Origin of the sequence: Streptomyces sp. NPDC019396, from assembly GCF_040632375.1 — a bacterium.
In the GTDB taxonomy this organism is placed as follows: Bacteria; Actinomycetota; Actinomycetes; order Streptomycetales; family Streptomycetaceae; genus Streptomyces.
In genome coordinates, this window is record NZ_JBEYBS010000009.1 from 208,347 (window position 1) to 235,229 (window position 26,883).

General features: G+C 70.0%; 28 protein-coding genes. 16 read left to right on the forward strand and 12 right to left on the reverse strand.

What is annotated here, in order from left to right; all coding sequences use genetic code 11:
- Positions 1–6: 6 nt before the first annotated feature.
- From ABZ532_RS13420 to miaA, 5 genes are all read right to left on the reverse strand, one after another.
- Positions 7–1,509 carry a M1 family metallopeptidase gene (locus tag ABZ532_RS13420; protein WP_361282045.1) on the reverse strand — a complete coding sequence of 501 codons (1,503 nt, stop codon included), beginning with the start codon at positions 1,507–1,509 and terminating at the stop codon, positions 7–9.
- Between the two features lie 127 nt (positions 1,510–1,636).
- On the reverse strand, positions 1,637–3,718 hold the full coding sequence (locus ABZ532_RS13425; protein ID WP_361282047.1) for an HD domain-containing protein: 2,082 nt from the start codon (positions 3,716–3,718) through the stop codon (positions 1,637–1,639).
- A 231-nt stretch (positions 3,719–3,949) separates the two neighbouring features.
- Positions 3,950–4,858 carry a diaminopimelate epimerase gene (gene dapF, locus ABZ532_RS13430; RefSeq protein ID WP_361282049.1) on the reverse strand — a complete coding sequence of 303 codons (909 nt, stop codon included), beginning with the start codon at positions 4,856–4,858 and terminating at the stop codon, positions 3,950–3,952.
- An 85-nt stretch (positions 4,859–4,943) separates the two neighbouring features.
- Positions 4,944–5,447: a hypothetical protein gene (locus tag ABZ532_RS13435; protein WP_361282147.1), complete on the reverse strand. Its 504-nt coding sequence runs from the start codon at positions 5,445–5,447 to the stop codon at positions 4,944–4,946.
- Between the two features lie 107 nt (positions 5,448–5,554).
- Positions 5,555–6,493 carry a tRNA (adenosine(37)-N6)-dimethylallyltransferase MiaA gene (gene miaA / locus ABZ532_RS13440; RefSeq protein WP_361282051.1) on the reverse strand — a complete coding sequence of 313 codons (939 nt, stop codon included), beginning with the start codon at positions 6,491–6,493 and terminating at the stop codon, positions 5,555–5,557.
- Here miaA and ABZ532_RS13445 point away from each other — a divergent pair.
- From ABZ532_RS13445 to ABZ532_RS13455, 3 genes are all read left to right on the forward strand, one after another.
- On the forward strand, positions 6,462–6,542 hold the full coding sequence (locus tag ABZ532_RS13445) for a hypothetical protein (RefSeq protein ID WP_361282149.1): 81 nt from the start codon (positions 6,462–6,464) through the stop codon (positions 6,540–6,542). The genes miaA and ABZ532_RS13445 overlap by 32 nt on opposite strands.
- A gap of 269 nt (positions 6,543–6,811) precedes the next feature.
- On the forward strand, positions 6,812–6,955 hold the full coding sequence (locus tag ABZ532_RS13450; RefSeq protein ID WP_361282053.1) for a gliding motility protein: 144 nt from the start codon (positions 6,812–6,814) through the stop codon (positions 6,953–6,955).
- A gap of 22 nt (positions 6,956–6,977) precedes the next feature.
- Positions 6,978–7,244 carry an antitoxin gene (locus tag ABZ532_RS13455; RefSeq protein WP_361282055.1) on the forward strand — a complete coding sequence of 89 codons (267 nt, stop codon included), beginning with the start codon at positions 6,978–6,980 and terminating at the stop codon, positions 7,242–7,244.
- Positions 7,245–7,444: 200 nt separating this feature from the next.
- Here the strand turns inward: ABZ532_RS13455 and ABZ532_RS13460 are convergent, their stop codons facing one another.
- Positions 7,445–8,191 carry a class III extradiol dioxygenase subunit B-like domain-containing protein gene (locus ABZ532_RS13460; protein ID WP_361282057.1) on the reverse strand — a complete coding sequence of 249 codons (747 nt, stop codon included), beginning with the start codon at positions 8,189–8,191 and terminating at the stop codon, positions 7,445–7,447.
- A gap of 34 nt (positions 8,192–8,225) precedes the next feature.
- On the reverse strand, positions 8,226–9,743 hold the full coding sequence (gene miaB / locus ABZ532_RS13465) for a tRNA (N6-isopentenyl adenosine(37)-C2)-methylthiotransferase MiaB (RefSeq protein WP_361282059.1): 1,518 nt from the start codon (positions 9,741–9,743) through the stop codon (positions 8,226–8,228).
- A gap of 146 nt (positions 9,744–9,889) precedes the next feature.
- Here miaB and ABZ532_RS13470 point away from each other — a divergent pair, with 146 nt between their 5' ends.
- The 4 genes from ABZ532_RS13470 to ABZ532_RS13485 all read left to right on the forward strand — a co-directional run bounded on the left by ABZ532_RS13470 (position 9,890) and on the right by ABZ532_RS13485 (position 14,934).
- Positions 9,890–10,495 (forward strand): (2Fe-2S)-binding protein, encoded by a 606-nt coding sequence (locus ABZ532_RS13470; RefSeq protein WP_361282061.1) that lies wholly within the window; start codon positions 9,890–9,892, stop codon positions 10,493–10,495.
- Positions 10,496–10,529: 34 nt separating this feature from the next.
- Entirely contained in the window at positions 10,530–11,531 is a 1,002-nt protein-coding gene (locus ABZ532_RS13475; protein ID WP_361282063.1) for a xanthine dehydrogenase family protein subunit M, read from the forward strand.
- Entirely contained in the window at positions 11,528–13,792 is a 2,265-nt protein-coding gene (locus ABZ532_RS13480) for a xanthine dehydrogenase family protein molybdopterin-binding subunit (RefSeq protein ID WP_361282065.1), read from the forward strand. Before ABZ532_RS13475 ends, ABZ532_RS13480 begins: the two co-directional genes overlap by 4 nt.
- 140 nt (positions 13,793–13,932) lie before the next feature.
- A complete protein-coding gene (locus tag ABZ532_RS13485) occupies positions 13,933–14,934 on the forward strand; it encodes a TAXI family TRAP transporter solute-binding subunit (protein ID WP_361282067.1) in 1,002 nt (333 codons plus the stop codon).
- A 64-nt stretch (positions 14,935–14,998) separates the two neighbouring features.
- Here the strand turns inward: ABZ532_RS13485 and ABZ532_RS13490 are convergent, their stop codons facing one another.
- The 3 genes from ABZ532_RS13490 to ABZ532_RS13500 all read right to left on the reverse strand — a co-directional run bounded on the left by ABZ532_RS13490 (position 14,999) and on the right by ABZ532_RS13500 (position 17,648).
- Positions 14,999–15,430, reverse strand: coding sequence for a GNAT family N-acetyltransferase (locus tag ABZ532_RS13490; RefSeq protein WP_361282069.1), 432 nt, complete (start codon positions 15,428–15,430; stop codon positions 14,999–15,001).
- Positions 15,431–15,509: 79 nt separating this feature from the next.
- The gene (locus ABZ532_RS13495; RefSeq protein WP_361282071.1) at positions 15,510–16,931 is read right to left on the reverse strand and encodes a HAMP domain-containing sensor histidine kinase; all 1,422 of its coding nucleotides are present in this window, start codon (positions 16,929–16,931) and stop codon (positions 15,510–15,512) included.
- 15 nt (positions 16,932–16,946) lie between these two features.
- On the reverse strand, positions 16,947–17,648 hold the full coding sequence (locus ABZ532_RS13500; RefSeq protein WP_361282073.1) for a response regulator transcription factor: 702 nt from the start codon (positions 17,646–17,648) through the stop codon (positions 16,947–16,949).
- 302 nt (positions 17,649–17,950) lie between these two features.
- Here ABZ532_RS13500 and ABZ532_RS13505 point away from each other — a divergent pair, with 302 nt between their 5' ends.
- The 8 genes from ABZ532_RS13505 to ABZ532_RS13540 all read left to right on the forward strand — a co-directional run bounded on the left by ABZ532_RS13505 (position 17,951) and on the right by ABZ532_RS13540 (position 24,335).
- The gene (locus ABZ532_RS13505) at positions 17,951–18,736 is read left to right on the forward strand and encodes an amino acid ABC transporter ATP-binding protein (protein WP_361282075.1); all 786 of its coding nucleotides are present in this window, start codon (positions 17,951–17,953) and stop codon (positions 18,734–18,736) included.
- 101 nt (positions 18,737–18,837) lie between these two features.
- Positions 18,838–19,683 (forward strand): glutamate ABC transporter substrate-binding protein, encoded by an 846-nt coding sequence (locus tag ABZ532_RS13510; RefSeq protein WP_361282077.1) that lies wholly within the window; start codon positions 18,838–18,840, stop codon positions 19,681–19,683.
- Between the two features lie 84 nt (positions 19,684–19,767).
- The gene (locus ABZ532_RS13515; RefSeq protein ID WP_361282079.1) at positions 19,768–20,433 is read left to right on the forward strand and encodes an amino acid ABC transporter permease; all 666 of its coding nucleotides are present in this window, start codon (positions 19,768–19,770) and stop codon (positions 20,431–20,433) included.
- Positions 20,430–21,341 carry an amino acid ABC transporter permease gene (locus ABZ532_RS13520; protein WP_361282081.1) on the forward strand — a complete coding sequence of 304 codons (912 nt, stop codon included), beginning with the start codon at positions 20,430–20,432 and terminating at the stop codon, positions 21,339–21,341. The genes ABZ532_RS13515 and ABZ532_RS13520 overlap by 4 nt, the downstream gene beginning before the upstream one ends.
- Positions 21,342–21,533: 192 nt before the next feature.
- Positions 21,534–23,156 carry an FAD-dependent monooxygenase gene (locus ABZ532_RS13525; protein ID WP_361282083.1) on the forward strand — a complete coding sequence of 541 codons (1,623 nt, stop codon included), beginning with the start codon at positions 21,534–21,536 and terminating at the stop codon, positions 23,154–23,156.
- A 47-nt stretch (positions 23,157–23,203) separates the two neighbouring features.
- The gene (locus tag ABZ532_RS13530) at positions 23,204–23,275 is read left to right on the forward strand and encodes a putative leader peptide (RefSeq protein ID WP_310851512.1); all 72 of its coding nucleotides are present in this window, start codon (positions 23,204–23,206) and stop codon (positions 23,273–23,275) included.
- Between the two features lie 89 nt (positions 23,276–23,364).
- The gene (locus tag ABZ532_RS13535; protein WP_361282085.1) at positions 23,365–23,919 is read left to right on the forward strand and encodes a cysteine dioxygenase; all 555 of its coding nucleotides are present in this window, start codon (positions 23,365–23,367) and stop codon (positions 23,917–23,919) included.
- Positions 23,916–24,335: a rhodanese-like domain-containing protein gene (locus tag ABZ532_RS13540; protein WP_361282087.1), complete on the forward strand. Its 420-nt coding sequence runs from the start codon at positions 23,916–23,918 to the stop codon at positions 24,333–24,335. The genes ABZ532_RS13535 and ABZ532_RS13540 overlap by 4 nt, the downstream gene beginning before the upstream one ends.
- Before the next feature lie 110 nt (positions 24,336–24,445).
- Here the strand turns inward: ABZ532_RS13540 and recX are convergent, their stop codons facing one another.
- Together recX and recA are read right to left on the reverse strand one after the other, a co-directional pair.
- Positions 24,446–25,015, reverse strand: coding sequence for a recombination regulator RecX (recX, locus tag ABZ532_RS13545; RefSeq protein ID WP_361282089.1), 570 nt, complete (start codon positions 25,013–25,015; stop codon positions 24,446–24,448).
- Positions 25,016–25,022: 7 nt separating this feature from the next.
- Positions 25,023–26,153, reverse strand: coding sequence for a recombinase RecA (recA, locus tag ABZ532_RS13550; protein WP_361282091.1), 1,131 nt, complete (start codon positions 26,151–26,153; stop codon positions 25,023–25,025).
- Between the two features lie 227 nt (positions 26,154–26,380).
- On the opposite strand from recA, the gene ABZ532_RS13555 reads away from it, so the two are divergent.
- Positions 26,381–26,857 (forward strand): DUF4265 domain-containing protein, encoded by a 477-nt coding sequence (locus ABZ532_RS13555; protein ID WP_361282093.1) that lies wholly within the window; start codon positions 26,381–26,383, stop codon positions 26,855–26,857.
- Positions 26,858–26,883: the final 26 nt, after the last annotated feature.

Consider the following 26,883-nt stretch of genomic DNA (forward strand, 5'->3'; position numbering starts at 1 on the left):
TCCCGTCTATACCCGCTTCTCCTCCTTCTGCTCCTTCTGCTCCGCTTTCTTCGCGGCCCTCTCCGCCTTCGGCGCGTCGCTGCGCCAGTCCGGGTGGCCGGGCATGCCCGGGGTCTTCGCCCCGTACAACCACGCCCTGAGGAAGCCGGAGAGATCGCGGCCCGAGATCTGCGAGGCGAGCCGGATGAAGTCCGCCGTGCCGGCGTTGGCGTCCCGGTGGCGGCTCACCCAGGTGCGCTCCAGCAGGTCGAAGGCGCTGGTGCCGATCTCCTGGCGCAGGGCGTACAGCACCAGTGCGCTGCCGTTGTAGACGATCGGCCGGAACAGTCCCAGTTGCTTGCCCGCGGCCGCGGGCTTCGGCGCGGCGGGCGGACCGCCCGACTCCCGCCAGCCGTCCGAGCGGGTGTACGCGAGACGCATCCGCTGCTCCAGGGACTTCTTGTCGTGCTCTTCCGCGTACACGGCCTCGTACCAGGTGGCGTGTCCCTCGTTGAGCCAGAGGTCGGCCCAGGCCCGCGGGGTGACACTGTCCCCGAACCACTGGTGTGCCAGCTCATGGACCATGATCGAGTCGACGTACCACTTCTCCCGGTCACGCGACGTGAACAGCGAGCGTTCGAAGAGCGAGAGCGTCTGCGTCTCCAGCTCGAATCCGGTGTCGGCCCCGGCGACCAGCACTCCGTAGGTCTCGAAGGGATAGCGCCCGACCTTGCTCTCCATCCACTCGATATGGCCTGGGGTGCGCTTCAGCCAGGGTTCGAGGAGCGTGCGGTCGGCCGTCGGTACGACGTCCCTGAGGGGTAGCCCGTGTGGTCCCGCACGATCGATCACGGTCGACGGACCGATGCTGACCTGCGCGAGCTCGGTCGCCATGGGGTGGCTGGTGCGGTAGAGCCAGGTGGTGTTCGCACCGGCGGCGGCCTTCTCCCCCAGGAGCCCGTTGGCCACCGCCGTCAGGTTGGACGGCGCGGTGACACGGAAGGTGAAGAGGGCCTTGTCGGCCGGGTGGTCGTTGCAGGGGAAGACGCGGTGCCCCGCGTCGGCCTGGTTCGCCATCGCCAGCCCGTCCGCGGTGCGGACCCAGCCGCCCGCTCCCTTGGGGCCGCTGGGATCGCTGGTGTGGGTGACGGTGATGCTCAGTCGGCGACCCGCGTCGACCGGCCTGACCGGGGTGAGCACGAGGTCCTCGCCCACGGTGGTGAACGCGGCCTCGGCCCCGTTCACTTCGACGTCCTTGACGCTCCCGTGGGTGAAGTCGAGGTTGATCCGTTCCAGACGCGAGGTCGTCCGGGCGGCGATCTTGGTGATGGCTTGCAGGGGCTTGGTGTTCGAGCCGCCGTAGACGAACGCGATGTCGTAGGAGAGGACGTCGTACCCCGGGTTGCCCAGGTGCGGGTAGAGCGGGTCACCGATGCCGAGCGCTTCGGGCCGGGGCGGAGCGGAGGCCAGGAGTGTGGCCGCGGCGGTGGCGAGCATGGCGGCCCGCAGGCGTCGTGAGGTCAGCAGCATGCACCACGGCTACCAGGGCGGTGTTCGTGTACGTCGACGGCGCGCGCCGTGCCCACTCGAACGGACTTTGACGGGGGCGCCGCCCCACCGCGCCGCGGGCCTGCCTTGGTCCTGCCCGGTCATGGCACTAGGCGCGGCTCACGTCGTAGACCCCCGCCACATCGCGCATGGCCCGCATCAGCACGGTAAGTCCGGCCGCGTCGGGGAGCTGAAGCGTGTACGTGTGCCGTACGCGCTGCTCGCTCGGCGGTTCGACGACCGCGGAGACGATCGCGGCGTCGGCCATCGCGATGACCTCGGTCAGGTCCGCCAGCAGTCGCGTCCGGCCGAACGATTCGACGACGAGGGTGACCCTGCACTCCGACGCATCGCCCCAGCGCACTCCGACCGGTGCCCGCCCCAGCGCCCGCATCCTGGCCACGGCGGGACACTCGGCGCGATGGACGGTCACCGTGCCGCCTCGTACCGGGAAGCCGGTGACCGCGTCGGGTGGCACGGGTGTGCAGCAGCCCGCGAGGCGTACCGGCGCGTGGGGCAGGTCGGTCACGGCATTCGCCGCGGTGCGGCGACCGGCGAAGACGGCCGCGGGGGCGCGGGGGGCGGAGGTCGCGGGCTTGGCACCCTCGGGGTGTTCGGCCAGCCATTTGGTGATCGCGATCCGCGCTGCGGGGGTGCGGGCGTGGTCCAGCCAGTCGGACGAGGGCCCGGACGCGGCGTCCTGGGCGAGCAGCAGCTGCACGGTGTCGCCGTCGCCGAGCTGCGTGCTGAGCGTCACGAGGCGGCCGTTGACCCGTGCCCCGATGCAGGCGTGCGCCAACTCGCCGTACTGCGCGTACGCGGCGTCCACACAGCTCGCGGCCTCGGGCAGACCCAGGGCGCCGCCGTCGGTGCGGAAGACGGTGATCTCCCGGTCCTCGGCCAGGTCGGCCTGGAGGGAAGTCCAGAAGGTGTCGGGATCGGGTGCGGACTCCTGCCAGGCGAGCAGTCGGGACAGCCAGCCGGGGCGGGTCGGGTCGGCGCGCTCTCCGTCCGCCTGCTGGGTGTCGGCAGCGCCGGAGGTCTCCGTGCCTTCGGTCGCCGCGTAAGGGTTACCGAGCGCGATGACACCGGCTTCAGCGACCTTGTGCATCTGATGCGTGCGGATGAGCACTTCGGCGACGGCGCCCTCGGGGCCGGCGACCGCGGTGTGCAGCGACTGGTAGAGGTTGAACTTGGGGGCGGCGATGAAGTCCTTGAACTCCGAGATCAGCGGGGTGAAGCAGGTGTGCAGCTCGCCGAGCACGGCGTAGCAGTCGGCGTCCTCCGCGACGAGGACGAGTAGCCGTCCGAAGTCCGTGCCGCGCAGCTCGCCGCGCTTGAGCCGGATGCGGTGCACGGAGACGAAGTGCCTTGGTCGGATGAGGACTTCGGAGGGGATTCCGGCTTCGCGCAGTACGGCACGTACGCGTTCGGCGATGGCGTCCAGGGCATCGCAGGCGTCGGGGTTGTCCGCGACGAGCGCGCGGGTGCGTTCGTACTCGTCGGGGTGGAGGATGGCGAAGACCAGGTCCTCCAGCTCGGTCTTGAGGGCCTGTACGCCGAGGCGCTCGGCGAGCGGGATCAGCACGTCCCTGGTCACCCGTGCGATGCGGGCCTGCTTCTCGGGGCGCATGACGCCGAGGGTCCGCATGTTGTGCAGCCGGTCGGCCAGTTTGATCGACATGACGCGCACATCGCTGCCGGTGGCGACGAGCATCTTGCGGAAGGTCTCGGGTTCGGCCGCGGCACCGTAGTCGACCTTCTCCAGTTTGGTGACCCCGTCGACGAGATAGCAGACCTCCTCGCCGAACTCGGCGCGCACCTGTTCGAGTGTCACATCGGTGTCCTCGACCGTGTCGTGGAGCAGGGACGCCGTCAAGGTCGTGGTCTCCGCGCCCAGTTCGGCGAGGATCAGGGTCACGGCCAGCGGATGGGTGATGTACGGCTCGCCGCTCTTCCGGAACTGGCCGCGGTGCGACGACTCGGCGAGTACATACGCCTTGTGCAGGACGGCGAGGTCGGCGTCGGGATGATGGGCGCGATGTGCCTCGGCGACATGGCTGATCGCGTCGGACAGCCGGTCCCGCGCGTTCGGCCCGAGCAGCGCGGCGCGGCCCAGCCGACGGAAGTCGAGTCTGGGTCGCCCGCGCCGGCGACTGGGTACATCGGATTTGGGGGCCTCTGCGCTCATGGGGCACCTCCCGGCGGCGTCGACCGGCGGTGGGACGGGCAGGCTTGCCCGCCGGGCCGGTGCTTGATGCTACCGAGCCCACCACGTGGCGGAGTCCCGCTCTCGCTCAGCGTGAAACGGATCACCCATTCGAGCGAAGCTCGGTGCGACGGCCGTTTGTGCTGCCCGCCTCGCCCACGGAGCGGTCCGCGGTGACGCAGACGGCACGGCTCGGGCGATGCGGTGAGGCGGTCAGTCGCCGGTCAGCAGGGCCGGAGCGATCCGGCCCTCGGCCACGATCACCGCGGGGCCGGTCATCTCGATCTCGCCGTCCGGGCGCTCCGTGATCGTCAGGGTGCCGCCGAGCAGGTCGACGGTGTACGTGACGGGCGCACCGGTCGCGGCCGGGTCGTCGCCGTCGCGCCGTGCCGCGGCCACGGCGACCGCGCAGGCCCCGGTACCGCAGGCGCGGGTCTCACCCGCACCGCGCTCATGGACCCGCATCGCCACATGACGGGGACCGCGGTCCTCGACGAACTCGACGTTCACCCCGTCCGGATAGACGGACGGGGGCGCGTACGCCGGGGCGGAGCGGAGCTCGCCCGCGTGGTCGAGGTCCTCGACGAACACCACCGCGTGCGGATTGCCCATGTTCACATTGCGTGCGGGCCAGCTGCGGCCGTCCACGGTGACCGTGGCCTCGTCCTCCGGGAAGCGGGCCCGGCCCATCGCGACCGTGATGGCACCCGGGGCGCTGCTGCCGGGCGTCGCCTTGGCGATATGGACCTGCTTGATGCCGGAGCGGGTGGCGATCGGGACGTCTCCCGCGCTGACCAGACCGGCGTGCTCCAGATAGCGGGCGAAGACCCGCACGCCGTTGCCGCACATCTCGGCGACCGATCCGTCGCCGTTGCGGTAGTCCATGAACCACTCGGCCCGGTCGGCCATCGGCTGTGCCTCGGAATGGTTGGCGCACCGCACGACCCGCAGCACCCCGTCCGCGCCGATCCCGGCCCGGCGGTCGCACAGCCGGGCGACGGCGGCCGGGGACAGGTCGATGACGCCATCGGGATCGGGGACGATCACGAAGTCGTTCTCTGCGCCGTGGCCCTTGAGGAAGGCGGGCGACGCCGTGCTCGGGGTGGTCTGAGCTGAGGTCACGAGGTCAATCGTACGGTCCGGGCATGTCACGGCGTGGGGCGGCCGGCCGTACGGCGGCCCGGCCCACGTGACCGGACCCGGCCGGTCAGCGGAGTCTGGCCACCCGCCACACCGCGAGCACCACCAAGGCAACGGTGGCGGCGGTGTACAGCGTGATCACCCGCCAGTCGGGCCGCTCACCGGAGCCGCGCACCGGGAGCCCCGGCCAGGTGTAGCCGACCCGGCGGGCCGCCGTCAGCCCCCAGCCCGCCGCGCAGCCGCTGATCAGCAGGCCGAGCATGGCCACGACCGCGCCACCGTCGCCCGAACCGAAGGCGAGCGGGAACGCGAACATGAGGGAGCCGACCGCGGCGAGCCCCACGATGGGCGCGAGCTGCCAGATCCGCAGTCTGCGCTGCGGACGAAGCTCGACCTCGACCTCGGCGCCCACCACGAGCCCGACCGACGAGTCGTCGATGGAGGGGTCCAGGCCGGGCTCGAGGACGGGGTCCAGGTCCAGGGCGTCTTCAGGACCGTCCGGACTCAGGCGCGCCGCGCCTTCCTGGGTTTCCCGGATCCCCTGATCACTTTCGCGAGGGCCGGCCTCCATCGCCACGCGCCCTCCCAACTCGGACTCCACTGGTGGATCGATGCTTGATGATGGCACGAGCCCGGGCATCGGAATGACGGGCAGCGCGTCCCGATGCCATCACGTGATCAGGCTGTGACCGCTCGTTCGACCAACGCGAGTGCACGGTCCACGAGTTCCCCGCGGTCCGCGACGGCGCCGCTCAGCCAGTGGACACGCGGGTCGCGGCGGAACCACGAGTCCTGACGGCGCGCGAAGCGCTTGGTGGCACGCACGGTCTCGGCACGCGCCTCGTCGTCGGTGCAGTCTCCGGCCAGTGCGGCGAGCACCTGCTGGTAGCCGAGTGCGCGGGACGCCGTGCGCCCCTCCCGGAGCCCCTGCGCCTCCAGGGCGCGCACCTCGTCGACGAGCCCGGCGTCCCACATACGGTCCACTCGCGTGGTGATGCGCTCATCGAGTTCCGGGCGTCCGACGTCCACCCCGATCTGGACGGTGTCGTACACGGACTCGTGCCCAGGAAGGTTGGCGGTGAAGGGTTTGCCGGTGATCTCGATGACCTCCAGCGCCCGGACGATCCGGCGCCCGTTGCCGGGCAGGATCGCTCGTGCGGCGTCCGGGTCGGCGGCGGCCAGCCGCGCGTGCAGTGCGCCCGGGCCGCGCTCTTCCAGCTCGGCTTCGAGCCGGGCCCGTACGACGGAGTCGGTGCCGGGGAATTCGAGGGCGTCGATGGCTCCCCGGACGTACAGCCCGGAACCTCCGACGAGCACGGGCGTACGGCCGTCCGCGAGCAGCCGGTCGATCTCCGTACGGGCCAGCCGCTGGTACTCGGCGACGCTGGCCGTCTCGGTCACGTCCCAGATGTCGAGAAGGTGGTGCGGGACGGCGTCCCGCTCCCGGAGGTCCAGCTTGGCGGTGCCGATGTCCATTCCCCGGTAGAGCTGCATCGAGTCGGCGTTGATGACCTCGCCGTCGAGCTGCTGAGCCAGATGGACGCCCAGATCGGACTTTCCGGCCGCGGTGGGACCGACGACGGCGATGACCCGCGGTGCGGGAGCTGCACTTCTCACCGGCCCAGTCTCGCAAACCTCGCCGCACGTCCCCGAACGAGTTACGTGACGGCACCTTCGGCCTGGTCGTTTCCGTTGCGAGGTCTCGCACGCCGGTTTTACGAACCGGCGCTCCCGAGGGGCGCGATGGGACGCCCCGGGCAGCGCGGGATTTCGCCCACACGAGTATCCTAGGGAGTAGATATGGGCGTTTTTGCACGGTTTCGCCGGACCGGTAAGGGGACTGCCGAGGCGTCAACCAAGGAGGGTACGGCCGGCACTCCGGTAGCCGAATCCGCATCCGCTACCGGGCCCGAGAGTTCGTCGGAGTCGACGGAGGTGTCGTCCGAGGCCACAGCGGCTCCGGAGGAGGCTCCGGGACAGGCCCAGACGCCCGCCACCGGGGAGAGCGTGGAGATCCCCAAGCAGCAGTCAGCCGACGAGGCCGCCGACAACGAGGCCGGTGAGAGCGCCCGGAAGTAGACCCCACGAGCGAAGGTGACCCATGGGCATCCTGGACACGCTGAAGGCCAAGCTCGCCCCGGCCAAGGACAAGGTCTCCGACTTCGCGCACCAGCACGAGGACAAGATCGACAAGCTTGAGCACGGCCTGGAGAGGGCCGCGGCGAAGGTCGACCACCGGACCAAGGGCAAGTACCACGACAAGATCGAGTCGGGCACAGGCAAGGCCAAGGAGGCACTGGACCGCCTAGCCCACAAGGATGGCGTCGCGGGCCCCAAGGACCCGGGCACCATGCCGCCCGCTCCCTGAAGACGCGGCAGCACGCGGGCTCTCCTGCGGGCATGGACGGGCGGGCGGAGGGGGAAGGCCCGAAAGAGTTCGGCGTGAGCAGCAGAGCGACCCGGACGGCCGCGGAGCGAGACCTGCTCCGCGGCCGTCCGCTGTGGCGAACCGGGCGAACCCGGGCGGGCCGGAGTGAACGAGGGGTACCGGGCGGGTCGGGCCGTGCGTTACCGCGCCTTCGACGCGTACGACCACGTGGCCACGAAGTAGCCCACGCCATAGGGAGCGTCCTCGTACAGCAGCCGCCCTTCAGGCCGCGTGCTCTCGGCCGCGCCCGCAAGCACCTGCCAGGGAGCACGGCCGACGGCCTTGAGCTCACTCGCGAGGGAGGCATCGATCGCCATCAGTGCCGCCGAGTCCGCCGCACCCAGAGCCCGGGCGGCAGCGGCATCGAACGCGGCGGCCCGTTCGTCCAGATAGCCGGGAGCCTTCAGGGTCCGGCATGCACTTCCGTCACCCGTGATCAGCAAAGCGGTGCGCGACGGGCCGGCAGCCAGCTCACGGCCGGTCTCGCCACACCGCTCCGGGGGCAGCAGCGGATCGATCGCGAGCCCCTCCACCGGGGCCGCGTCCCAGCCTGCCCGGTCGAGCAGCCACGCGGCGACGGCCAGCGACGCGGGAAGCCGCCGAGCGTGCGTCTCGGGGGCGGCTGTGGTCTCGCCGTGCTTGCCGAGCCGCAGATCCCCAGCGACGCCATAGCCGCTGAAGGAGCCCGAAGCGCCCTGTGGGTACACTCCGGCCTCGCCGGGACCGGCCGGGCCGATCACCACCAGCCGGTCCGGGCGGGCAGCCGCGAGACCGTCGAGCGCCTGCGCGCACGCGACCCGCGCCGCGTCCAGCTCGGGTGCGGCACCAGCGGCCACCTCGGGCACCAGGAGCGGAGGACAGGGGCAGACGGCAGCGGCGACCAGCATGATCCGCAGCCTAGTACCTGCCCCGGCGCCCTCGTCAGCCGACCGAGCAGCCGCCCGTCACGGCCGGAAGCGGCGCCGGGGCGCCGATCGTCGGGATGCCCAGCATCACACCCGCGGGCTGGGCCGGGGTGGCGTTGCGCTTCTCCCAGGCGTCGCCCGCCCGGGTGCGGCGCACCGCGGTCGTCGGGCCCTCGGCGAGCAGGTGGTGCGGGGCCGCGTAGGTGATCTCGACCGTGACCACGTCACCGGGCCGCACCTCGGTCCCGGGCTTGGTGAAGTGGACGAGTCGGTTGTCCGCCGCCCGCCCGGACAGCCTGTGGGTGGCGCCGTCCTTGCGGCCCTCGCCCTCCGCGACCATGACCTCGAGCGTCCGGCCGACCTGCTTCTTGTTCTCCTCCCAGGAGATCTCCTCCTGGAGCGCGACCAGCCTCTCGTAGCGGGCCTGGACGACCTGCTTCGGGATCTGGCCCTCCATCTCGGCGGCAGGAGTCCCGGGCCGCTTGGAGTACTGGAAGGTGAAGGCCTGCGCGAAGCGTGCCTCGCGCACGACGTGCAGGGTCTGCTCGAAGTCCTCTTCGGTCTCGCCGGGGAAGCCCACGATGATGTCGGTCGAGATCGCGGCGTGCGGAATCGCGGCACGGACCTTCTCGATGATCCCGAGGAACCTCTCCTGCCGGTACGAGCGGCGCATCGCCTTGAGCACCGTGTCGGAGCCCGACTGGAGCGGCATGTGGAGCTGTGGCATCGCATTCGGGGTCTCCGCCATGGCCGCGATCACGTCGTCCGTGAAGTCGCGGGGGTGCGGCGAGGTGAAGCGGACCCGCTCAAGACCCTCGATGGCGCCGCAGGCCCGCAGCAGCTTGGAGAACGCCTCACGGTCGCCGATGTCGGAGCCGTAGGCGTTGACGTTCTGCCCGAGCAGGGTGATCTCCGAGACGCCCTCGGCTACCAGCGCCTCCACCTCGGCCAGGATGTCGCCGGGACGCCGGTCCTTCTCCTTGCCGCGCAACGCGGGGACGATACAGAACGTGCACGTGTTGTTGCACCCCACGGAAATGGAGACCCATGCGGCATAGGCACTCTCGCGGCGCGTGGGCAGCGTGGAGGGGAACGCCTCGAGCGATTCGGCGATCTCGACCTGCGCCTCGTCCATGACCCTGGCGCGCTCCAGCAGCACCGGCAGCTTGCCGATGTTGTGCGTGCCGAAGACGACGTCGACCCACGGCGCCTTCTTGACGATGGTGTCGCGGTCCTTCTGGGCCAGGCAGCCGCCGACGGCGATCTGCATCCCGGGGCGGGACGTCTTCATCGGGGCGAGCCGCCCGAGATTGCCGTACAGCCTGTTGTCGGCGTTCTCCCGGACCGCGCAGGTGTTGAACACGATGACGTCGGCCTCGCCGTCGCCGGCACCCTCGGGCGCCCGGACGTATCCCGCTTCCTCCAGCAAACCCGACAGCCGCTCGGAATCATGGACGTTCATCTGACACCCGTAGGTGCGGATCTCGTAGCTGCGCTTGACGTCCACTGCCTGGCTCCGGTCACTGCTGGTCATGCATCAAGAGTAGGCGGTGCCGCGGGCACCCTCGGCCCTGCGCTCACTCCTCGCCCACCCGCACAACAAAAGACCCCGGTTGCAGCCACTTTGTACCGGTATAAGCATGGAAAGGAAGCCTCCAAGGGGAGCACGGGAGGGACGACATGCCTGTACGTGGGACCCCCATCACCCAACGTGGCCGAACTCTGGACGAGCGCGGCCCCGGGCCGTGCGAGGTCGTGCTCGGCGTCAACGGCACCGAGCGCACGCTGGAGATGGAGCCGCGCGTGAGCCTGCTCGACGCCCTTCGCGAGCATCTGCAACTGACCGGCGCGAAGAAGGGCTGCGACCAGGGCACCTGCGGTGCCTGCACGGTATGGGTGGACGGGCGGCGCGTGCTCGCCTGCCTGACGCTGGCGGTGACCTGCGAGGGTCATGAGATCACGACCGTCGAGGGCCTCGCGGACAAGGACGAACTGCACGCCATGCAGCAGGCGTTCATCGCGGAGGACGCGTTCCAGTGCGGCTACTGCACCCCAGGCCAGATCATGTCGGCCGTGGCACTGCTCGCCGAGGGCCACGCCCATGACGACGCCGAGATCGGCGAGTGGATGAGCGGCAACATCTGCCGCTGCGCGGCGTACCCCCGGATCCGGGCCGCAATCCGCGCCGTGCGCGACGGCAGCGATCAGGCACAGCAAGCGGATCAGGCACGCCGGACCGCGCATCCGGACCAGGAGCGCCCGGACCAGGAGTCCGGACCCCGCTGACAACGATCAAGCAGCCAACCCAGGGAGCCCCGCCGTGCGGTCCATCTCCTACTCCCGCGCCTCCGACGCGGCCAGTGCGGTGGCCGCCGTGAGCTCCGACCCCACCAGCGACTTCCTCGCGGGAGGCACCACCGAGGTCGATCTGCTCCGGCAGAACGTCCTCTCCCCCAGACGTCTCGTCGACATCAACGCCCTCCCGCTCACCGGCGTCGAAAGCACCCCCGACGGCGGTCTTCGCATCGGTGCCCTCGCCAGGATGAGCGAGGTCGCCGAGGCTCCGGTCATACGCGAGCGCTACCCGGTGATCGCGCAGGCGCTGGAACTGGGCGCCTCGGCGCAGCTGCGTCACATGGCGTCCATGGGCGGCAATCTGATGCAACGCGTGCGGTGTTCGTACTTCAGGGACGCCGAGTCGCCCTGCAACAAGCGGGAACCGGGCACGGGTTGCCCCGCGATCGGTGGATTCAGCCGCGGCCATGCCGTGCTCGGCACCAGCGACCACTGCATCGCCACGCACCCGTCCGATGTGGCGGTGGCCCTCATGGCACTCGACGCCCGCGTACGGACGCAGGGCCCCGAGAGCGTGCAGGACGAGCACGTGTACGCGATCGACGGCTTCTACCTGCTGCCCGGCCACACCCCGCATCGCGAGCACCCGACGGCACATGGCGAGCTGATCACCGCGATCGAGGTCCCGGCCGCACCGGTCGCCCGGAACTCCCTCTATCTGAAGGTGCGCGACCGTGAGTCCTACGAATTCGCCCTGGCGTCGGTCGCGGTGGCGCTCTCGCTCGTGGACCACACCGTGGCGGACATAAGGATCGCCCTCGGCGGAGTGGCCACCAAACCCTGGCGGGCGCGGCGCGCCGAGGACTTCCTCATCGGGGCCGTCGCGGAGCGGGCGAACTTCGTCCAGGCGGCACGGGTGGAGCTGGCCGACGCCAGACCCACCGCGATGGACGCCTTCAAGATCGCACTCGCCCAGCGCGCGATCGTCCGCGCGCTGGAAACCCTCTCAGGCGGGAGCCCAGCATGACCGCGGCACCCATGGCACCCACGGCAGGCCCGTCGCGGGAGGCGGTCGGGCAGTCCTTCGACCGCGTGGACGGCCGCGCCAAGGTCACGGGAGCGGCGCGGTATTCCGCCGAGATCCCGATCCCGGGTCTGACGTACGCCTACGTCGTCGGCGCCCGTATCGCCTGCGGACGCATCACGGCCATCGACACGAGCACCGCTCTCTCCGAGGACGGCGTACTCGCCGTCCTGACCCACCAGAACCTGCCGAGGGTCGCGACCCTGCCTCCGCTCATCCCTTCACTGGCCGGGACGGCCGCACCGGGACAGACCTTCTTCCCGATGCAGGACGACATCGTCCACTACGCGGGCCAGCAGGTCGCACTCGTCGTCGCCGACACCTACGAGCGGGCCCAGCACGCGGCGAGCCTGGTCAGGGTCACCTATGCCGAAACGCCCTCGGTCACCACGATCGGTCAGGGCCGGGATTCCGCCTACGAACCGGAGTCGATCTTCGGCGGATTCATGCCCGGGCGGATCGAGCGCGGGAACATCCAGGCGGGGCTCGACCACGCCGACGTCCGTGTGGAGGCCACCTACACCTTCGCCGCGAACAACCACAACCCGATCGAGCCCTCTGCCACGACCGCGCAATGGCAGGGCGACGAGCTGGTGCTCCACGACGCGACCCAGGGGGTCAACGCCACCCAGATGACCGTGGCCCGGCTGCTCGGTATCCCGCTGTCCCGGATCCGTGTCATCAGCCAGTACGTGGGCGGCAGCTTCGGCTCCAAGGCCATGGTGCACAACCACTGCGCGCTGGCCGCGATGGCCGCCCGCGAGGTGGGGCGGCCGGTGAAGCTGGCCCTCACGCGTGAGCAGATGTTCACCTCGGTCGGCCATCGCGAGGAACAGGAGCAGCAGCTCGCCGTCGGCGCCACCCGGGACGGCCGGCTGACCGCGATACGCCACCACAAGATCTCGGTGACCTCGCGCTTCGACGACTGGGCCGAACCCTCGCTCGGCGTCTCGTCCCAGCTCTACGCCTGCCCCCACTACCAGGGGATCTACCGTCTGATCCGCGGCAACACGATGACGCCCACCTTCATGCGCGCTCCGGGTGAGGCGTCGGGGATGTTCGCCCTCGAATGCGCGATGGACGAGCTCGCCGGGGAACTCGGCCTCGACCCCGTCGAGCTGCGTCTGCGCAACCGCACCGACCACGACCCCAACTCCGGCCTGCCCTGGTCCAGCAGCGGCCTCAGGGAGTGCTACGAACGGGGCGCCGCCCGCTTCGGCTGGGGTGAGCGCGGCACCGACCCGAGGACGCGGCGCGAGGGGCACTGGCTGATCGGCAGCGGTATGGCCAGTGCCGCGTATCCCGTCGCCCCGCCGGGGAGCCCGCAGCGTGCCCGCGCCCGGCTGTACGCCGACGGCACCGCCGTCGTGCAGGCGGCCACGCCCGAGTTCGGCACGGGTGTGACCACGGTCATGACCCAGGTGGCCGCCGATGCTCTCGGGATGCCATGCGAACGGTGCCGTTTCGAGCACGGTGACACCGATCTGCCGAGCATCGCCGCCGCTGTCGGCTCCGCGGGCGCCGCGATGATCAGCGCCGCGGTGCACAGCGCGGCCACCGCCCTGCGCAACCAGATGATCGCCCGCGCCGTCGGCGACAGGGGCTCGCCCCTGCATGGCGCGAATCCGGTCGATGTCGTCGTCCGGGACGGGGTGATGACCGCGGGGACGGCGGCGGAGTCCTACGTCTCGCTGCTCCAGCGCCACTTCCTGCCGGACGCGGAGGCCACCGGGTCCTGGAGCCCTCCCGGGGCCGCCGACGCGGAGTACGCCATGCTCACGTTCGGCGCCCAGTTCGCCGAGGTGGCCGTCGATCCAGAGCTCGGTCTGATCCGTGTGCGCCGGATGACCGGGGCGTTCGCCCCCGGCCGGGTGCTCAACCCGAAGACCGCCACGGGCCAGCTCATGGGCGGGACGCTGTGGGGGCTGGGGCAGGCACTGCTGGAGGCCAACCACATGGACCCGGACACGGGCCGTTGGGCGAACTCGAGCCTCGGCGAATACCTCGTCGCGGTCAACGCGGACGCCCCCGACGTGGATGTCGAGCTGATCGAGGTGGATGACCCCGTCGTCAATCCGCTGGGGGTCAAGGGGGTCGGGGAGATCGGTCAGGTGGGCGTGGCCGCCGCGATCGCCAACGCCGTCCACAACGCCACGGGCCGGAGGATCCGCAAACTCCCGATCACCATCGAGGACATCCTGTGACGACGCGCTGACCCAGTGCTGGCCCAGAGCGGCACGGGGGGCGGCTGAGCGGACATCCGGCCTGGCATCGGCCCCCCGGGTCCCTGCCCGGCGCCGTCCGGCCTGGCCATCATGGGCGGTGAGCTGGCAGGATCGCGGCCATGCCCCGAGCTCTCCCCCGCCCCACCAGACGCCGTGCCCTTCAGGGGTCCGCGGTGCTCGCCGTGGTGTGCGGGCTGCTGCTGTGGTGGCTGCTGCCGTTCGGTGAGAGCGCCCCGAGCGGTCGGCTCACCTTCAGTACAGGTGTGAAGACCGGCGTGTACCAGCGGTACGGCGAGCTGCTCAAGGGCGCGCTGGCCCGCGATCTGCCAGGAGTCGACATAGACCTGCGGACCAGCGAGGGCTCGCAGCAGAACCTCGCCCGGGTGGCCGCGGGCGAGGCCGACTACACCATCGCCACCGCCGACGCCGTGGCGACGTACCAGCGGGACGCCAGGCCCGGCGCTGACCGGCTGCGCGCCTGCGCGCGGCTTTACGACGACTACGTCCAGCTGGTGGTGCCCGAGGGCTCACCCGTCAAGACCCCCGCCGACCTGCACGGCATGAAGGTCGGCGTCGGGCAGCCGGGCTCCGGCGTGCGGCTGATCGCCGAGCGGGTGCTGAGGGCGGCGAAACTCGACCCGGCGAAGGACATCAAGCCAGTGTCGGCGGGCATCGACACCATGCCGGACCTGCTGAAGGGGAGACGGCTCGACGCATTCTTCTGGTCGGGCGGGCTGCCCACCAGCGCGGTGCAGACGCTGTCCGAGCACCTTCCGATCCGGTTGGTCCCCCTCGGCGACAAGCTGGTCGACCAGCTCCTCGAGACGAGCTCGGTCACGCGCTACTACCGCTCTGCCGTGATTCCCGCCGACGCCTATCCGCACATGCTCGGCGGATCCGTCCAGGTGCAGACCGTCGCCGTGACGAATCTGCTGGTCACCACCACGGACGCGGACCCGGAGCTGACCGAGCGCATCACCCGCACCGTGATCAACAGCCGGGACCGTATCGGGCACGAGGTGCACCCCGCGCAGCTGGTCGACTTCCGGACGGCGATCTACACGGACCCACTGCCGCTGCACGAAGGTGCCCGGCGGTACTACAGCTCGACCAAGCCGTAGCCCGCCGCAGCCGCGGTACCGGCGGCTGTCGGCCGAGCCGCCGTACCAACGGAACCGACGCGGCTCACTGCTCGCCGAGCGCCATCCACTTCTCCGGCTTCGCCAGGGGTTCGAAGCCGATCTTCGCGTACACCTCGTGTGCGTCGGCGGTCGCCAGGAGGACCCGCCGCAGCCCGTACGGTGCGAGATGCTCGCGGACGGCGGCGACCAGGGCGGTGCCCAGGCCCTTACCGCGGGCATCTGGTGCGATGTAGACATCGCACAGCCAGGCGAACGTGGCCCGGTCGGTGACCACGCGGGCATAGCCGACCTGTGCACCGGAGGCACTGTCGTAGAGGCCGAAGTTGAGAGAGCCGGCGATGGCCGCGTCCTGCTTCTCCCGGCTTCGGCCGAGGGCCCAGTACGCGTCCTGTGACAGCCATCGGTGGATCAGCGCGGGATCGAGTCGGGCAGGATCGGCGGATATCTCGTAACCGGCGGGAAGAGCGGTGTGCATGGCCGCATCCAAGCAGCGCGCGGCCCGCGGAGGCCAGCGAATAGCCGCGGGCCGGATGCTCCGGGCGCTGGGAGCCCCGCTACGACCGGAGTGCCCCGTCGTACTCGGGGCCTGCGGGCGGCGTACGCGGCACCGTGAGCGTGACCCGCAGGCCGTGCGGCTCGCTGTGCGCATACGCGATCGATCCGCCGGCGGCCGCGAGGAGCGCGCGGGTGATGGAGAGGCCGAGGCCCGAGCCCTTCACGTTCTGGTGGCGGTTGCTGCGCCAGAAGCGGTCGCCGACCCGTCCCAGCTCCTCGTCGGTCAGTCCAGGTCCTCGATCGGTGATCACGATGGTGGAGGTCTCCCCGTCCGCTGAGACCGCGACGGTGACCTCCTCGTCTTCGGGAGTGAACTTCAGCGCGTTGTCGATCACCGCGTCGAGCGCGCTGGAAAGCGCGATGGGGTCGCTCCAGGCCGTCACCGCGGTGCCGTGGCCGACGAGCCGTACACCCTTCTCCTCGGCGAGCGGGCGCCAGGCCGCGACCCGTTCGGCCGCGAGCTCGCCGATGTCGGTCAGCCGCAGATCCGCCGACGCGTGCTCGGCCAGCGCGAGGTCGAGCAGATCGTCGAGTACCTGGGCCAGCCGCTTGCCCTCGGTGCGTACGGAGGCGATCTCCTCGTTGCCCTCGGGCAGTTCGAGTGCGAGCAGCTCGATACGCAGCAGCAGCGCCGCGAGCGGATTGCGCAGCTGGTGGGAGGCGTCGGCGACGAAGGCGCGCTGCTGTTCCAGGACCTCTTCGACGTTGTCCGCCATCTCGTTGAACGAGCGGGCCAGCCGACGCAGTTCAGGAGGGCCACCGGAAGCCGCGACACGTGAGTTCATCCTGCCCGTGGCGATGTCGTGGGTGGCGGCGTCCAGCACACGTACCGGCCGCAGCACCCAGCCGGTCAGCCGCACGGCCGCCCCGACGGCGACGAGCATCGCCGCGGACTCCCCGGCTGCGATCACCAGCCATCCGGCCAGGATCCGGGAACGCAGTTGCCCGGTGGGAGAGTCGGTGACGACGACCGCCACGACGTCGCCCTCCCTCACCACCGGTGAGGCGACGACGAGTCTGGCTCCTGCCTGCCAGGGCCACACCTGAGGCGGGTCATGGCTGCGCCGCCCGAGCAGCGCCTCCTTGAAGGCCCGGCGGCCTTCGCCCTCGTCGGGTATCTCCCAGTACTCGGGAGCGCGGGCCATCGCGGCCTCGCTGCGGTAGAAGACGCCGGTCCGCATTCCGTAGACGTCGTGATAGCGGTTGAGCTCCTCCACGAGCCGTTGCCTGCGCTCGTCCTGCCGGGAGACCCCGTCGGTGACGAACTGCGCCTGGGCGGCGAAGCGTGCGGTGTCGTCCAGGCGGTCGACGACGACGTTCTGCTGTTCGGCCGCGGCGAGGCTCACGGCGAGCGGAAAGCCGAGGGCGAGCAGCACCGCCGCCATGAGGACGATGAGGAGGGGAAGAAGACGAGTACGCAAGGGAAGCTGTGGCCTCTACGCGGCGGGCGCGACCAGGCGGTACCCCACGCCGCGCACGGTCTCGATCAGAGCGGGCATCCGGAGCTTGGAGCGCAGCGAGGCGACATGCACCTCGAGGGTGCGCCCGGTGCCCTCCCAACTCGTGTGCCACACCTCGCTGATGATCTGCTCGCGCCGGAAGACCACACCGGGGCGCTGGGCGAGCAGCGCGAGGAGGTCGAACTCCTTGCGGGTGAGCTGGACGACCTCACCGTCGACGCTGACCCGGCGGGTGGGGAGCTCGACGGTGACGGGACCGAGCGTGAGAGCGCTGCCGGTGGACGGAGCCGCGTCGTCGCCGGGCACGTTGCGCCGGCTGACGGCATGGATGCGCGCGAGCAGCTCGCCCGTGTCGTAGGGCTTGACGACGTAGTCGTCGGCGCCGAGGTTGAGCCCGTGGATCCGCGAGCGAACGTCCGAACGCGCGGTGACCATGATGACCGGGGTGGCCGTGAGCTTCCTGAGCTTTCCGCAGACCTGGTAGCCGTCCTGGTCGGGCAGTCCGAGATCGAGCAGGATCACGCCGAAGGGCGGCCTGTCCCCATCGGTCACGGGCAGCACGGCCCGGAGCGCCTCCTCGCCGCTGCGGGCGTGGGTGACGGAGAAGCCGTGTCTGGCCAGTACCGCGGAGAGAGCGGCGGCCACATGGTCGTCGTCCTCGACCAGCAGAAGTCTCACTGGCCTCCCTCCGGATTGATGGCCGGGCCCCCCGGTCCCGCGACAGCCGCGACGTCCGGATCAGGTCCTGGCTCTGGCGTGTGTACACCGCATGAACGCTGATCACCGCCCGGTGAGTCAAGGGGCGTCCCCTTGTTCCGCGGTTTCCGTTATCCACCCGGTACGCCACCCATGATCCCGTTCACCCTGGGTGTCCGACCGATGCCGTATCGTTATGCTCAATTTCAGCTCAGATGTACTGACGCTGGTCGCACCGCGTGCTTAGGGTCCTCTCCAACCGAGGAGGACGGAGCAAGAAGCCGATGAGCGGAGTGTCAGTGACCAAGGGCGTGGAGGATGCCGCACCCACGGCGACCGACCTGGTCGTACTGAGCAACGTCAATAAGCACTTCGGCGCGCTGCATGTGCTCCAGGACATCGACCTGACGATCTCGCGCGGCGAGGTCGTCGTGGTGATCGGGCCCTCCGGGTCCGGCAAGTCCACGCTGTGCCGCACCATCAACCGGCTGGAGACGATCGATTCCGGCGCCATCACCATCGATGGGAAGCCGCTGCCCCAGGAGGGCAAGGATCTCGCCCGGTTGCGCGCCGACGTGGGCATGGTCTTCCAGTCGTTCAACCTCTTCGCACACAAGACCGTGCTGGAGAACGTCATGCTGGGCCAGACGAAGGTCCGCAAGACGGTGAAGAAGGTCGCCGAACAGAAGGCACGCTCCCTGCTCGACCGAGTGGGCGTGGGCACCCAGGCCGACAAGTACCCGGCGCAGCTCTCCGGAGGTCAGCAGCAACGCGTCGCGATCGCCCGGGCGTTGGCGATGGGCCCGAAGGTGATGCTCTTCGACGAGCCCACCTCCGCCCTCGACCCCGAGATGATCAACGAGGTGCTCGAGGTCATGCAGCAGCTGGCGCGGGACGGAATGACCATGGTCGTCGTCACGCACGAGATGGGCTTCGCACGGTCGGCCGCGAACCGTGTGGTGTTCATGGCAGACGGCAAGATCGTCGAAGAGGCCTCGCCCGAGGAGTTCTTCAACAACCCGCGCAGCGACCGCGCCAGGGACTTCCTGTCGAAGATCCTGCACCACTGAGCGGCTTCACCGCCTCCGTGATCAGCCTTTCGATCACTCGATTCAGCCGATCACCGGGCACCGCATCGCTTCAAGATCGCTTCAAGTCAAGGGAAGTCACCATGAACCTTCGCAAGGTCACCGCCGCCTCGGCCGTCGTCCTCTCGCTCGCCCTCGCGACCACCGCCTGCGGCGGCGGCAAGAAGGACTCCGCCGGCGGCGGCAGCGACAAGGGCGGCAAGATCACGATCGGTATCAAGATCGACCAGCCGGGTATCGGTCTGAAGACCCCGGACGGCAAGTACACCGGCTTCGACGTCGAGGTCGCCAAGTACGTCGCCAAGGAGCTGGGCTACGAAGAGGGCGACATCGTCTTCAAGGAGACCAAGAGCGCCGACCGTGAGACCGCGATCCAGCGCGGCGACGTCAAGTTCATCGCCGCCTCCTACTCGATCAACGACAAGCGTCTGGCGAAGGTCGACTTCGCCGGCCCCTACCTGCTGGCCCACCAGGACATCCTGGTCCGCGCCGACGACGACTCGATCAAGTCCCCCGAGGACCTGAACAACAAGAAGCTCTGCTCGGTGGCCGGCTCGACCTCGGCGCAGAACGTCAAGGACAAGCTGGCTCCGAAGGCTCAGCTCCAGACGTACGGCGGCTACTCCGAGTGCCTGACCGGTCTTCAGAGCAAGGTCATCGACGCGCTCACCACCGATGACTCGATCCTCGCGGGCTACGCCGCGCAGGACGCCTTCAAGGGCAAGTTCAAGCTCGCCGGCTTCAAGATGAGCAACGAGAACTACGGCATCGGCGTGAAGAAGGGCGACACCGAGCTCAAGGACAAGATCAACAAGGCGCTCGAGAAGATGGTCTCGGACGGCTCCTGGAAGAAGGCAGTGGACGCGAACTTCGGCCCGGCCGGCTACAAGAACGAGGAAGCCCCGAAGATCGGCAACATCGTCAAGTAACGCCTGGCTGACCGGGCGCGCCGCCGCTGACGGCGGCGGCGCGCCGAGTCCTTCCCACACGCAGACGCGGAAGCGCGGGAGATCGTGTTCGACTTTCTTGATATGGACGCCCTGCTGGGCGCCTTCTGGGTGACGGTGAAGCTCACCGTCTACTCGGCGATAGGCGCCCTGATCTGGGGAACGCTGCTGGCCGGCATGCGGGTCAGCCCGGTGCCGCTGATGCGGGCCGTCGGCACCGCGTACGTGAATCTCGTGCGCAACATCCCGCTCACCGTCGTCATCCTCTTCGCCTCGCTGGGGCTCTACTCGACCCTCGGCGTGGCCCTGGGCGCAGACATCACCGACGAGATCAACTTCCGGCTTTCGGTGCTGGGCCTGATCGCCTACACCGCGGCCTTCGTGTGCGAGGCGCTGCGGTCCGGTATCAACACGGTACCCGTGGGGCAGGCGGAGGCCGCGCGAGCCCTTGGACTGAGCTTCACCCAGGTGCTGCGGCTCATCATCCTTCCGCAGGCCTTCCGGTCGGTCATCAATCCGCTGGCCAACGTGCTGATCGCACTGACCAAGAACACCACCGTCGCCTCCGTGATCGGCGTGGCCGAAGCCGCGTACCTGATGAAGGAGTGGATCGAGACCTACGCCGCCCTGCTCCCGATCGTCACGATCTTCGCGCTCGGTTTCATCTGCCTGACGCTGCCGACCGGACTGATCCTCGGCTGGGTGAGCAAGAAGGTGGCGGTAAAGCGATGAGTTCCCTTCTCTACGACACCCCTGGCCCCCGTGCCAAGGTGCGCAACGTCCTCTACAGCATCCTCTTCACCGCCCTGCTCGGCGCGGTCGGGTGGTGGGTGTACGACGGTCTGAACTCCAAGGGTGAGCTCGACTGGATCAAGTGGGAGCCGTTCTTCACGAGCTCCCAGCCGTACACCGCGTTCATCCTGCCGGGCCTCCAGAACACCCTCATCGCGGCATCGCTCGCGTTGGTCATCGCCCTCCCGCTCGGCGCGGTCTTCGGTATCGCCCGGCTCTCCGACCACTCGTGGGTCAGGGGCGCCGCCGGCACGGTCGTGGAGTTCTTCCGCGCCATTCCGGTGCTGATCCTGATGCTCTTCGCCAACCAGGCGTACTCCGACTTCACCGACATCAACCCGGACGACCGTCCGCTGTACGCGGTGGTGACCGGGCTGGTGCTCTACAACGCCTCGGTCCTCGCGGAGATCGTCCGGGCAGGCATCCAGTCCCTGCCCAGGGGGCAGACGGACGCGGCCAAGGCGATCGGCATGCGCAAGGGCCAGACGATGACGAACGTGCTGCTGCCTCAGTCGGTGACGGCCATGCTCCCCGCGATCGTCAGCCAGCTCGTGGTGATCGTGAAGGACACCGCACTCGGCGGTGCGATGCTCAGCTTCGCCGAACTGCTGTCGTCGGTCCGGCCGATGAGCGCCAACTACGGCGCCAACACCATCGCCTGCTTCACCATCGTCGCCATCATCTTCATCGCCCTGAACTTCGCCCTCACCTCGGCCGCGGGCTGGCTGGAGCGAAAGCTGCGACGCGGCAAGAAGAGCACCGGCGCGGTGGTGCACGCGGGCCCCGGCGGTGGCTTGGAAACCATCGGGCCGACCAAGATCAACAACGACGGTGGCAGCGCGGTCTGATCGGCCGTCAGGCACTGGATACACAAGGGGCGGTGACCGGAAGGTCACCGCCCCTCGCCGTGCCCCCGTGTGTTGTGGTCGCTTGACGGGGACACCAGCAGTGGGTTGCATACGTTCTGTGATCGCGCACCGGGCTTCGGCCAGTCCCTCCCTCTTGTTCCCTATGTCCCCGCAGGCCACAGGAGCCGCGCCGTGGACCCGGTGATCGTCGTCGGCGCGGGCCCGGTCGGGCTCGCGCTGTCTCTGGCGCTGGCCGCGCAGGGTGTGCCCTCGGTCGTACTCGACGAGGGCGCGGGGAAGGACGAGCCGCGTCCCGCGCGCACGGTCGTGCTGCGCGCCGACACCGCGGCGCTGCTGGAGCGACTCGGCTGCGCCACGATCCGTGACGAGGGCATCCGCTGGACCGGCTGGCGGTCCCGGCGGCGCAAGCAGGAGTTGCGGGTGCTGGAGCTCGGTGGAGACGAGCTGCCCGAGTCGGTGCACATTCCCCAGCACGCCCTGTTGCGGGGTCTGCGCGACTCCATCGCGGAATCCGGACTCATCACGGTCGCCACGGACAGCAGGCTCGACAGCCTGGAGCAGGACGGTACCGGCGTCACCGCGCACGCCCGCGGCCCCGGGACGACGTGGTGGCGCGGGAGTTATCTGGTGGGCTGCGACGGAGCCAGGTCGACGGTGCGCAAGCTCCTCGGCGTCCGGTTCCCGGGGCGTACGTCCGTGGAACGCCATGCCGTCGCCGTGCTGCGCGCCGAGCTGCCCTGGCCCGGCGAGGCCGTGCTGCACCGGCTGCCGCCATGGCGCTCGGGCGGCGAGGAGGTCACGGCAAGGCCGCTGCCTGACGGGGTGTGGCGACTGGACTGGCTACTGCCTGCCCGGGGCGAGCTGGTGACCCCGGAAGCGCTCGTGTCGCGGGTGCGCGACACCCTGTCCGGCTGGTGCGACGGCCCCCCGCAGTACGACCTCATCGACACCGGCGTCTACACCCTGCACCACCGTCTGGCCCGGAGCTGGCGCGTGGGCCGCTCCTTCCTCGCCGGGGACGCGGCCCATCTGCTGGGCGCGGTCGGCACCCAGGGGTTCGACGAAGGGCTGCGCGACATCGACAACCTGGCCTGGAAGCTCGCGCTCGCCTGGCACCACGGTGCGTCGGAGACGCTGCTCGACAGCTACCAGGCGGAGCGCCGCACCGCGGTCGCCGCCCGGTTGCGGGCCGCCGACCAGTCGCTGCCGATACTGCGGGGAAGCGGCGGACTACGGACGTATCTGCCGGGTGCGGCGCGTGGGCACGACGTCCTGCTGACGGACGCGCATCTGGGTCTCGGGGCGCTGGGTGCACCGCCCGCGTACCCCAACTCCCCTCTCGCACCCGCGCACACCGAAGCGCACACCTCGGTCGGTACGGCATTCGGAGCCCCGGTTGCCGACACCCGGGTCACGACACCGGACGGCACGACCGCATGGCTGAGGGACCGGCTGGGGCAGGGCCGGATGCTGGTGCTGCTGGTGGCGCCCGGGACCGGGGTGTGGGAACGGCGGCACTGGATGAGCGCGGGGGTGATGCCGCGACTGGACTCCGCCGTCGACGAGCTTCCGGTGCGGGGAGAGCTGCTGGTCGCGGAGAGCTATCCGGGCGCGTCCGCGCACACCGTGCTCCTGGTGCGGCCGGACGGCCACCTCGTGGCAGCCTTCGGCGGGGTGCGGCCCGATGTGCTCCACGCGGCGGCCGACGCGGCGCGCGGCGGTGCACCGGAGCGCTCACGGGTGCGCGCGGGGAGCGCTTCCGGCCTGGGTGACCGGACTGCGGACGTCAATTGACCGGTGCGAGCACCCATGGTGTACTCCGGAGCGTGACCGACACCGATGTGCGCCTGTGGCGGAGGGTCCATATGGACCTGCTCCGCTATGCGGGCTGCGTGTGTCGTCCGTCCTGCTGAATTCGCCCCTCTCTCCTTTCGCGCGGCCGTGTCCGCTCCGTGTGCTGCACCGGGCTGCGCGCATTTCCGCGAACTCCCAGGACGGTGCCGTGTCTCGCTCTGCTCCCCCATCCACCACCGCGGCATCCGCGGCAACGGCCGCACCCGCCGCCGCACCCACCGCCGCCGAGCTGCTGGACTTCGTCCGGCGTGCCGCCGCCGACGCGGAGCTGATCGCCTCCCTTCCGCTGGACCCGGAGGGGCGCACCTGGGTGCGCCTCGACGGCCCCGGGGGCAGCGAGGCGTGGCTGATCGGATGGCCTCCCGGCAGCGGTACGGGTTGGCACGACCACGATGAATCGACCGGCGCCTTCGCCACGGCGGCGGGAGAGCTCACTGAGCACGCGTTGGCGGTACGTCTCCCCGCGAGCGGCTGGACGACCCTGGAGCTGGCCGAAGGACAGGACCGTGTGCGACGGCTCGGACCCGGCCACGGGCGGTCGTTCGGGCGGCACCATGTGCACGAGGTGCTGAACACGTCGGAGACCGCGCATGCGGTCTCCGTTCATGCGTACTACCCGCCTCTGCCGGTGCTCCGGCGTTTCAGCCGGTCGGGGGCGGTGCTCCGGCTCGAGCGGGTCGAGCGCCCGGAGGACTGGCAGTGAGCGAGGCGGCAGGCGGGCACAGCGCAGGTCCCGTGGGGATCGACGCCTTGCTGGAGCGGATACGCGTGGGCCTGGAGCGGGTCGGGCCTCATGAGGCATTCGACGCGGCGGCGAACGGGGCGCTGCTGGTCGACACCCGCTATGCCGCATTGCGCGACCGGGACGGGCTGATTCCCGGCGCGCTGGTGGTCGAACGCAACGAGTTGGAGTGGCGGCTCGACCCCTTGGGCAGCCATCGCGCGCCCGAAGCCACCAGCCACGATCTGCATGTCATCGTGATCTGCAACGAGGGATACGCATCCTCGCTCGCCGCGGACTCGCTCCAGCGGCTCGGACTGGGCCGGGCGACGGATCTGGTGGGCGGCTTCCAGGCGTGGCGTGCGGCGGGCCTCCCGGTGCGGGCACCGGGAGCGTAGCCACCAGCCGCGTGCTGCCAGGCCTTGTGCGCCACCGCAGGGCCGGTACGGCCACCCCCCGTGGGGCCGTACCTGGCCCTGGTGGGCCGGGGAGGTCTGCCGGACGCCGGTCAGTAGAGGCCGTCGTCCAAACCTTCGACCTCCTCGCCCTCTTCCTCCAGTGCCTGGCGGACCACCCGCAGGGCCATGCCTTCCGGGTAGCCCTTGCGCGCGAGCATTCCCGCGAGGCGCCGCAGCCTGCGGTCGCGGTCGAGACCACGGGTGGCGCGCAGCTTGCGGGCGACCAGCTCGCGGGCGGTCGTCTCCTCCTGATCCGGATCGAGCCGGGCGACCGCCTGGTCGACCAGCGCCGATTCGACGCCTTTCGTGCGCAGTTCACGCGCAAGGGCGCGGCGGGCCAGTCCGCGCCCATGGTGCCGGGACTCCACCCAGGCGTCCGCGAAAACCGCGTCGTCGATCAGACCGACGTCCTCGAAGCGGGACAGGACCTCATCAGCGACCTCTTCCGGGATGTCCCTCTTGTGGAGCGCGTCGCGGAGCTGCTTCCGCGTACGCGGGGTCCCGGTGAGCAGGCGCAGGCAGATCGCCCGCGCCCGCTCAGCCGGGTCCTGGGGCGACAACTCCTTCTCGGCCCTCGACGAGTCGGGGCTGTCGCCCGGCCATTCGGTGCGCCGGGTCACGGACGACTCAGCTCTTCGACGCGGCGGCCGCCTTGGTGGCCTTGGTCGCCTTAGCCGCCGGCGCGGGCACCGTCTTCACGGGCTCATCGGCAGCAGTGCCCGCCGCGTCCGCGCCCGGCTCCACCGACGGGGCCGCCTCCTTGCTGACACCGACGCCCAGCTTCTCCTTGATCTTCTTCTCGATCTCGTCGGCCAGGTCGGGGTTGTCCTTCAGGAAGTTCCGCGCGTTCTCCTTGCCCTGGCCGAGCTGGTCGCCCTCGTAGGTGTACCAGGCGCCTGCCTTGCGGACGAAGCCGTGCTCCACACCCATGTCGATCAGCCCGCCCTCACGGCTGATGCCCTGGCCGTAGAGGATGTCGAACTCGGCCTGCTTGAAGGGAGGCGCGACCTTGTTCTTCACGACCTTGCAGCGGGTGCGGTTGCCCACCGCCTCGGTGCCGTCCTTCAGGGTCTCGATACGGCGGATGTCGATACGCACCGACGCGTAGAACTTGAGCGCGCGGCCACCGGTCGTGGTCTCCGGCGAGCCGAACATCACGCCGATCTTCTCGCGCAGCTGGTTGATGAAGATCGCGGTGGTCTTCGACTGATTGAGCGCACTGGTGATCTTCCGCAGCGCCTGGCTCATCAGCCGGGCCTGGAGACCCACGTGCGAGTCACCCATCTCGCCCTCGATCTCGGCGCGCGGCACGAGGGCGGCGACGGAGTCGATCACGATGAGGTCGAGAGCCCCGGACCGGACCAGCATGTCGACGATCTCGAGCGCCTGCTCACCGTTGTCGGGCTGGGAGAGGATCAGATTGTCGATGTCGACACCGAGCTTCTTCGCGTACTCGGGGTCGAGCGCGTGCTCGGCGTCCACGAAGGCGACCTGGCCACCGGCCTTCTGGGCATTGGCCACGGCATGCAGGGTCAGGGTCGTCTTACCGGAGGACTCCGGACCGTAGACCTCCACCACACGGCCGCGGGGCAGGCCACCGACGCCGAGCGCGACGTCCAGCGCGGTCGAGCCGGTCGGGATGACCTCGATGGGCTCCATCGACCGCTCGCCCATGCGCATCACGGCGCCCTTGCCGAATTGCCGTTCAATCTGTGCGAGTGCGGCGTCGAGCGCCTTCTCGCGGTCGGTTCCTGCCATGGGTTCCACCCGGGGTGCTTGAGTCGATCGCTTCACGTCAAAGACGCTATCCCCTGCCACTGACAATGCGCCCCGACGTCCGTCCAGCCTGTGGAAAACCTGGCAAAAACCCCAGGATTCCAGGCCGGACCCCCATCAGAATGGATGTTCGATTTTCATGTCAAGCGTGCCCGACCCCCTGCGGGGCCGGTGCACTGGGTCCGCGCCGGTGCCGCATGATGCTCGTCATGGGTAGCTCAGTCGAGCAGATCAAGATCTGGTTCCGGTTCGTTCCGCGCGAAGGGTGGTTCCCGCAAGACACCGAGGGCCTGTGGGCGACCAGACTCAGCGAGGACACGGCCCGAGTGCAGAACGTCCCTTTCCTCCAGGACGGCGTGGCCGAGGGCGACGTTATCCGGTTCCGGACCGACGCGGACGGGCTGCACTGGGCTGCCGAGCGGGTCAGCACCTCCGGCAACTGCACGATTCGCGTCGTCCCCGTCCCCAGCGGCCCGCTGGGACGCAGCCCCCGGGCGGTGCAGCAGCGTTTCGCGCAGTTCGGGCTCGGAGGCGAGGTCTTCAGCGAGGACTTCCCCATGGTGGCCCTGAATGCTCCGGCCGGCGCCGACTTCACCGGCATCAAGGCGGTCTTGGACCACGGGCAGGAGGACGGATGGTGGCATTACGAGCTCGGCTGCGTCACTGACGAATGGCGAAAGGCCTGATCCCCACGCCCGGCGGTCCGCATGCT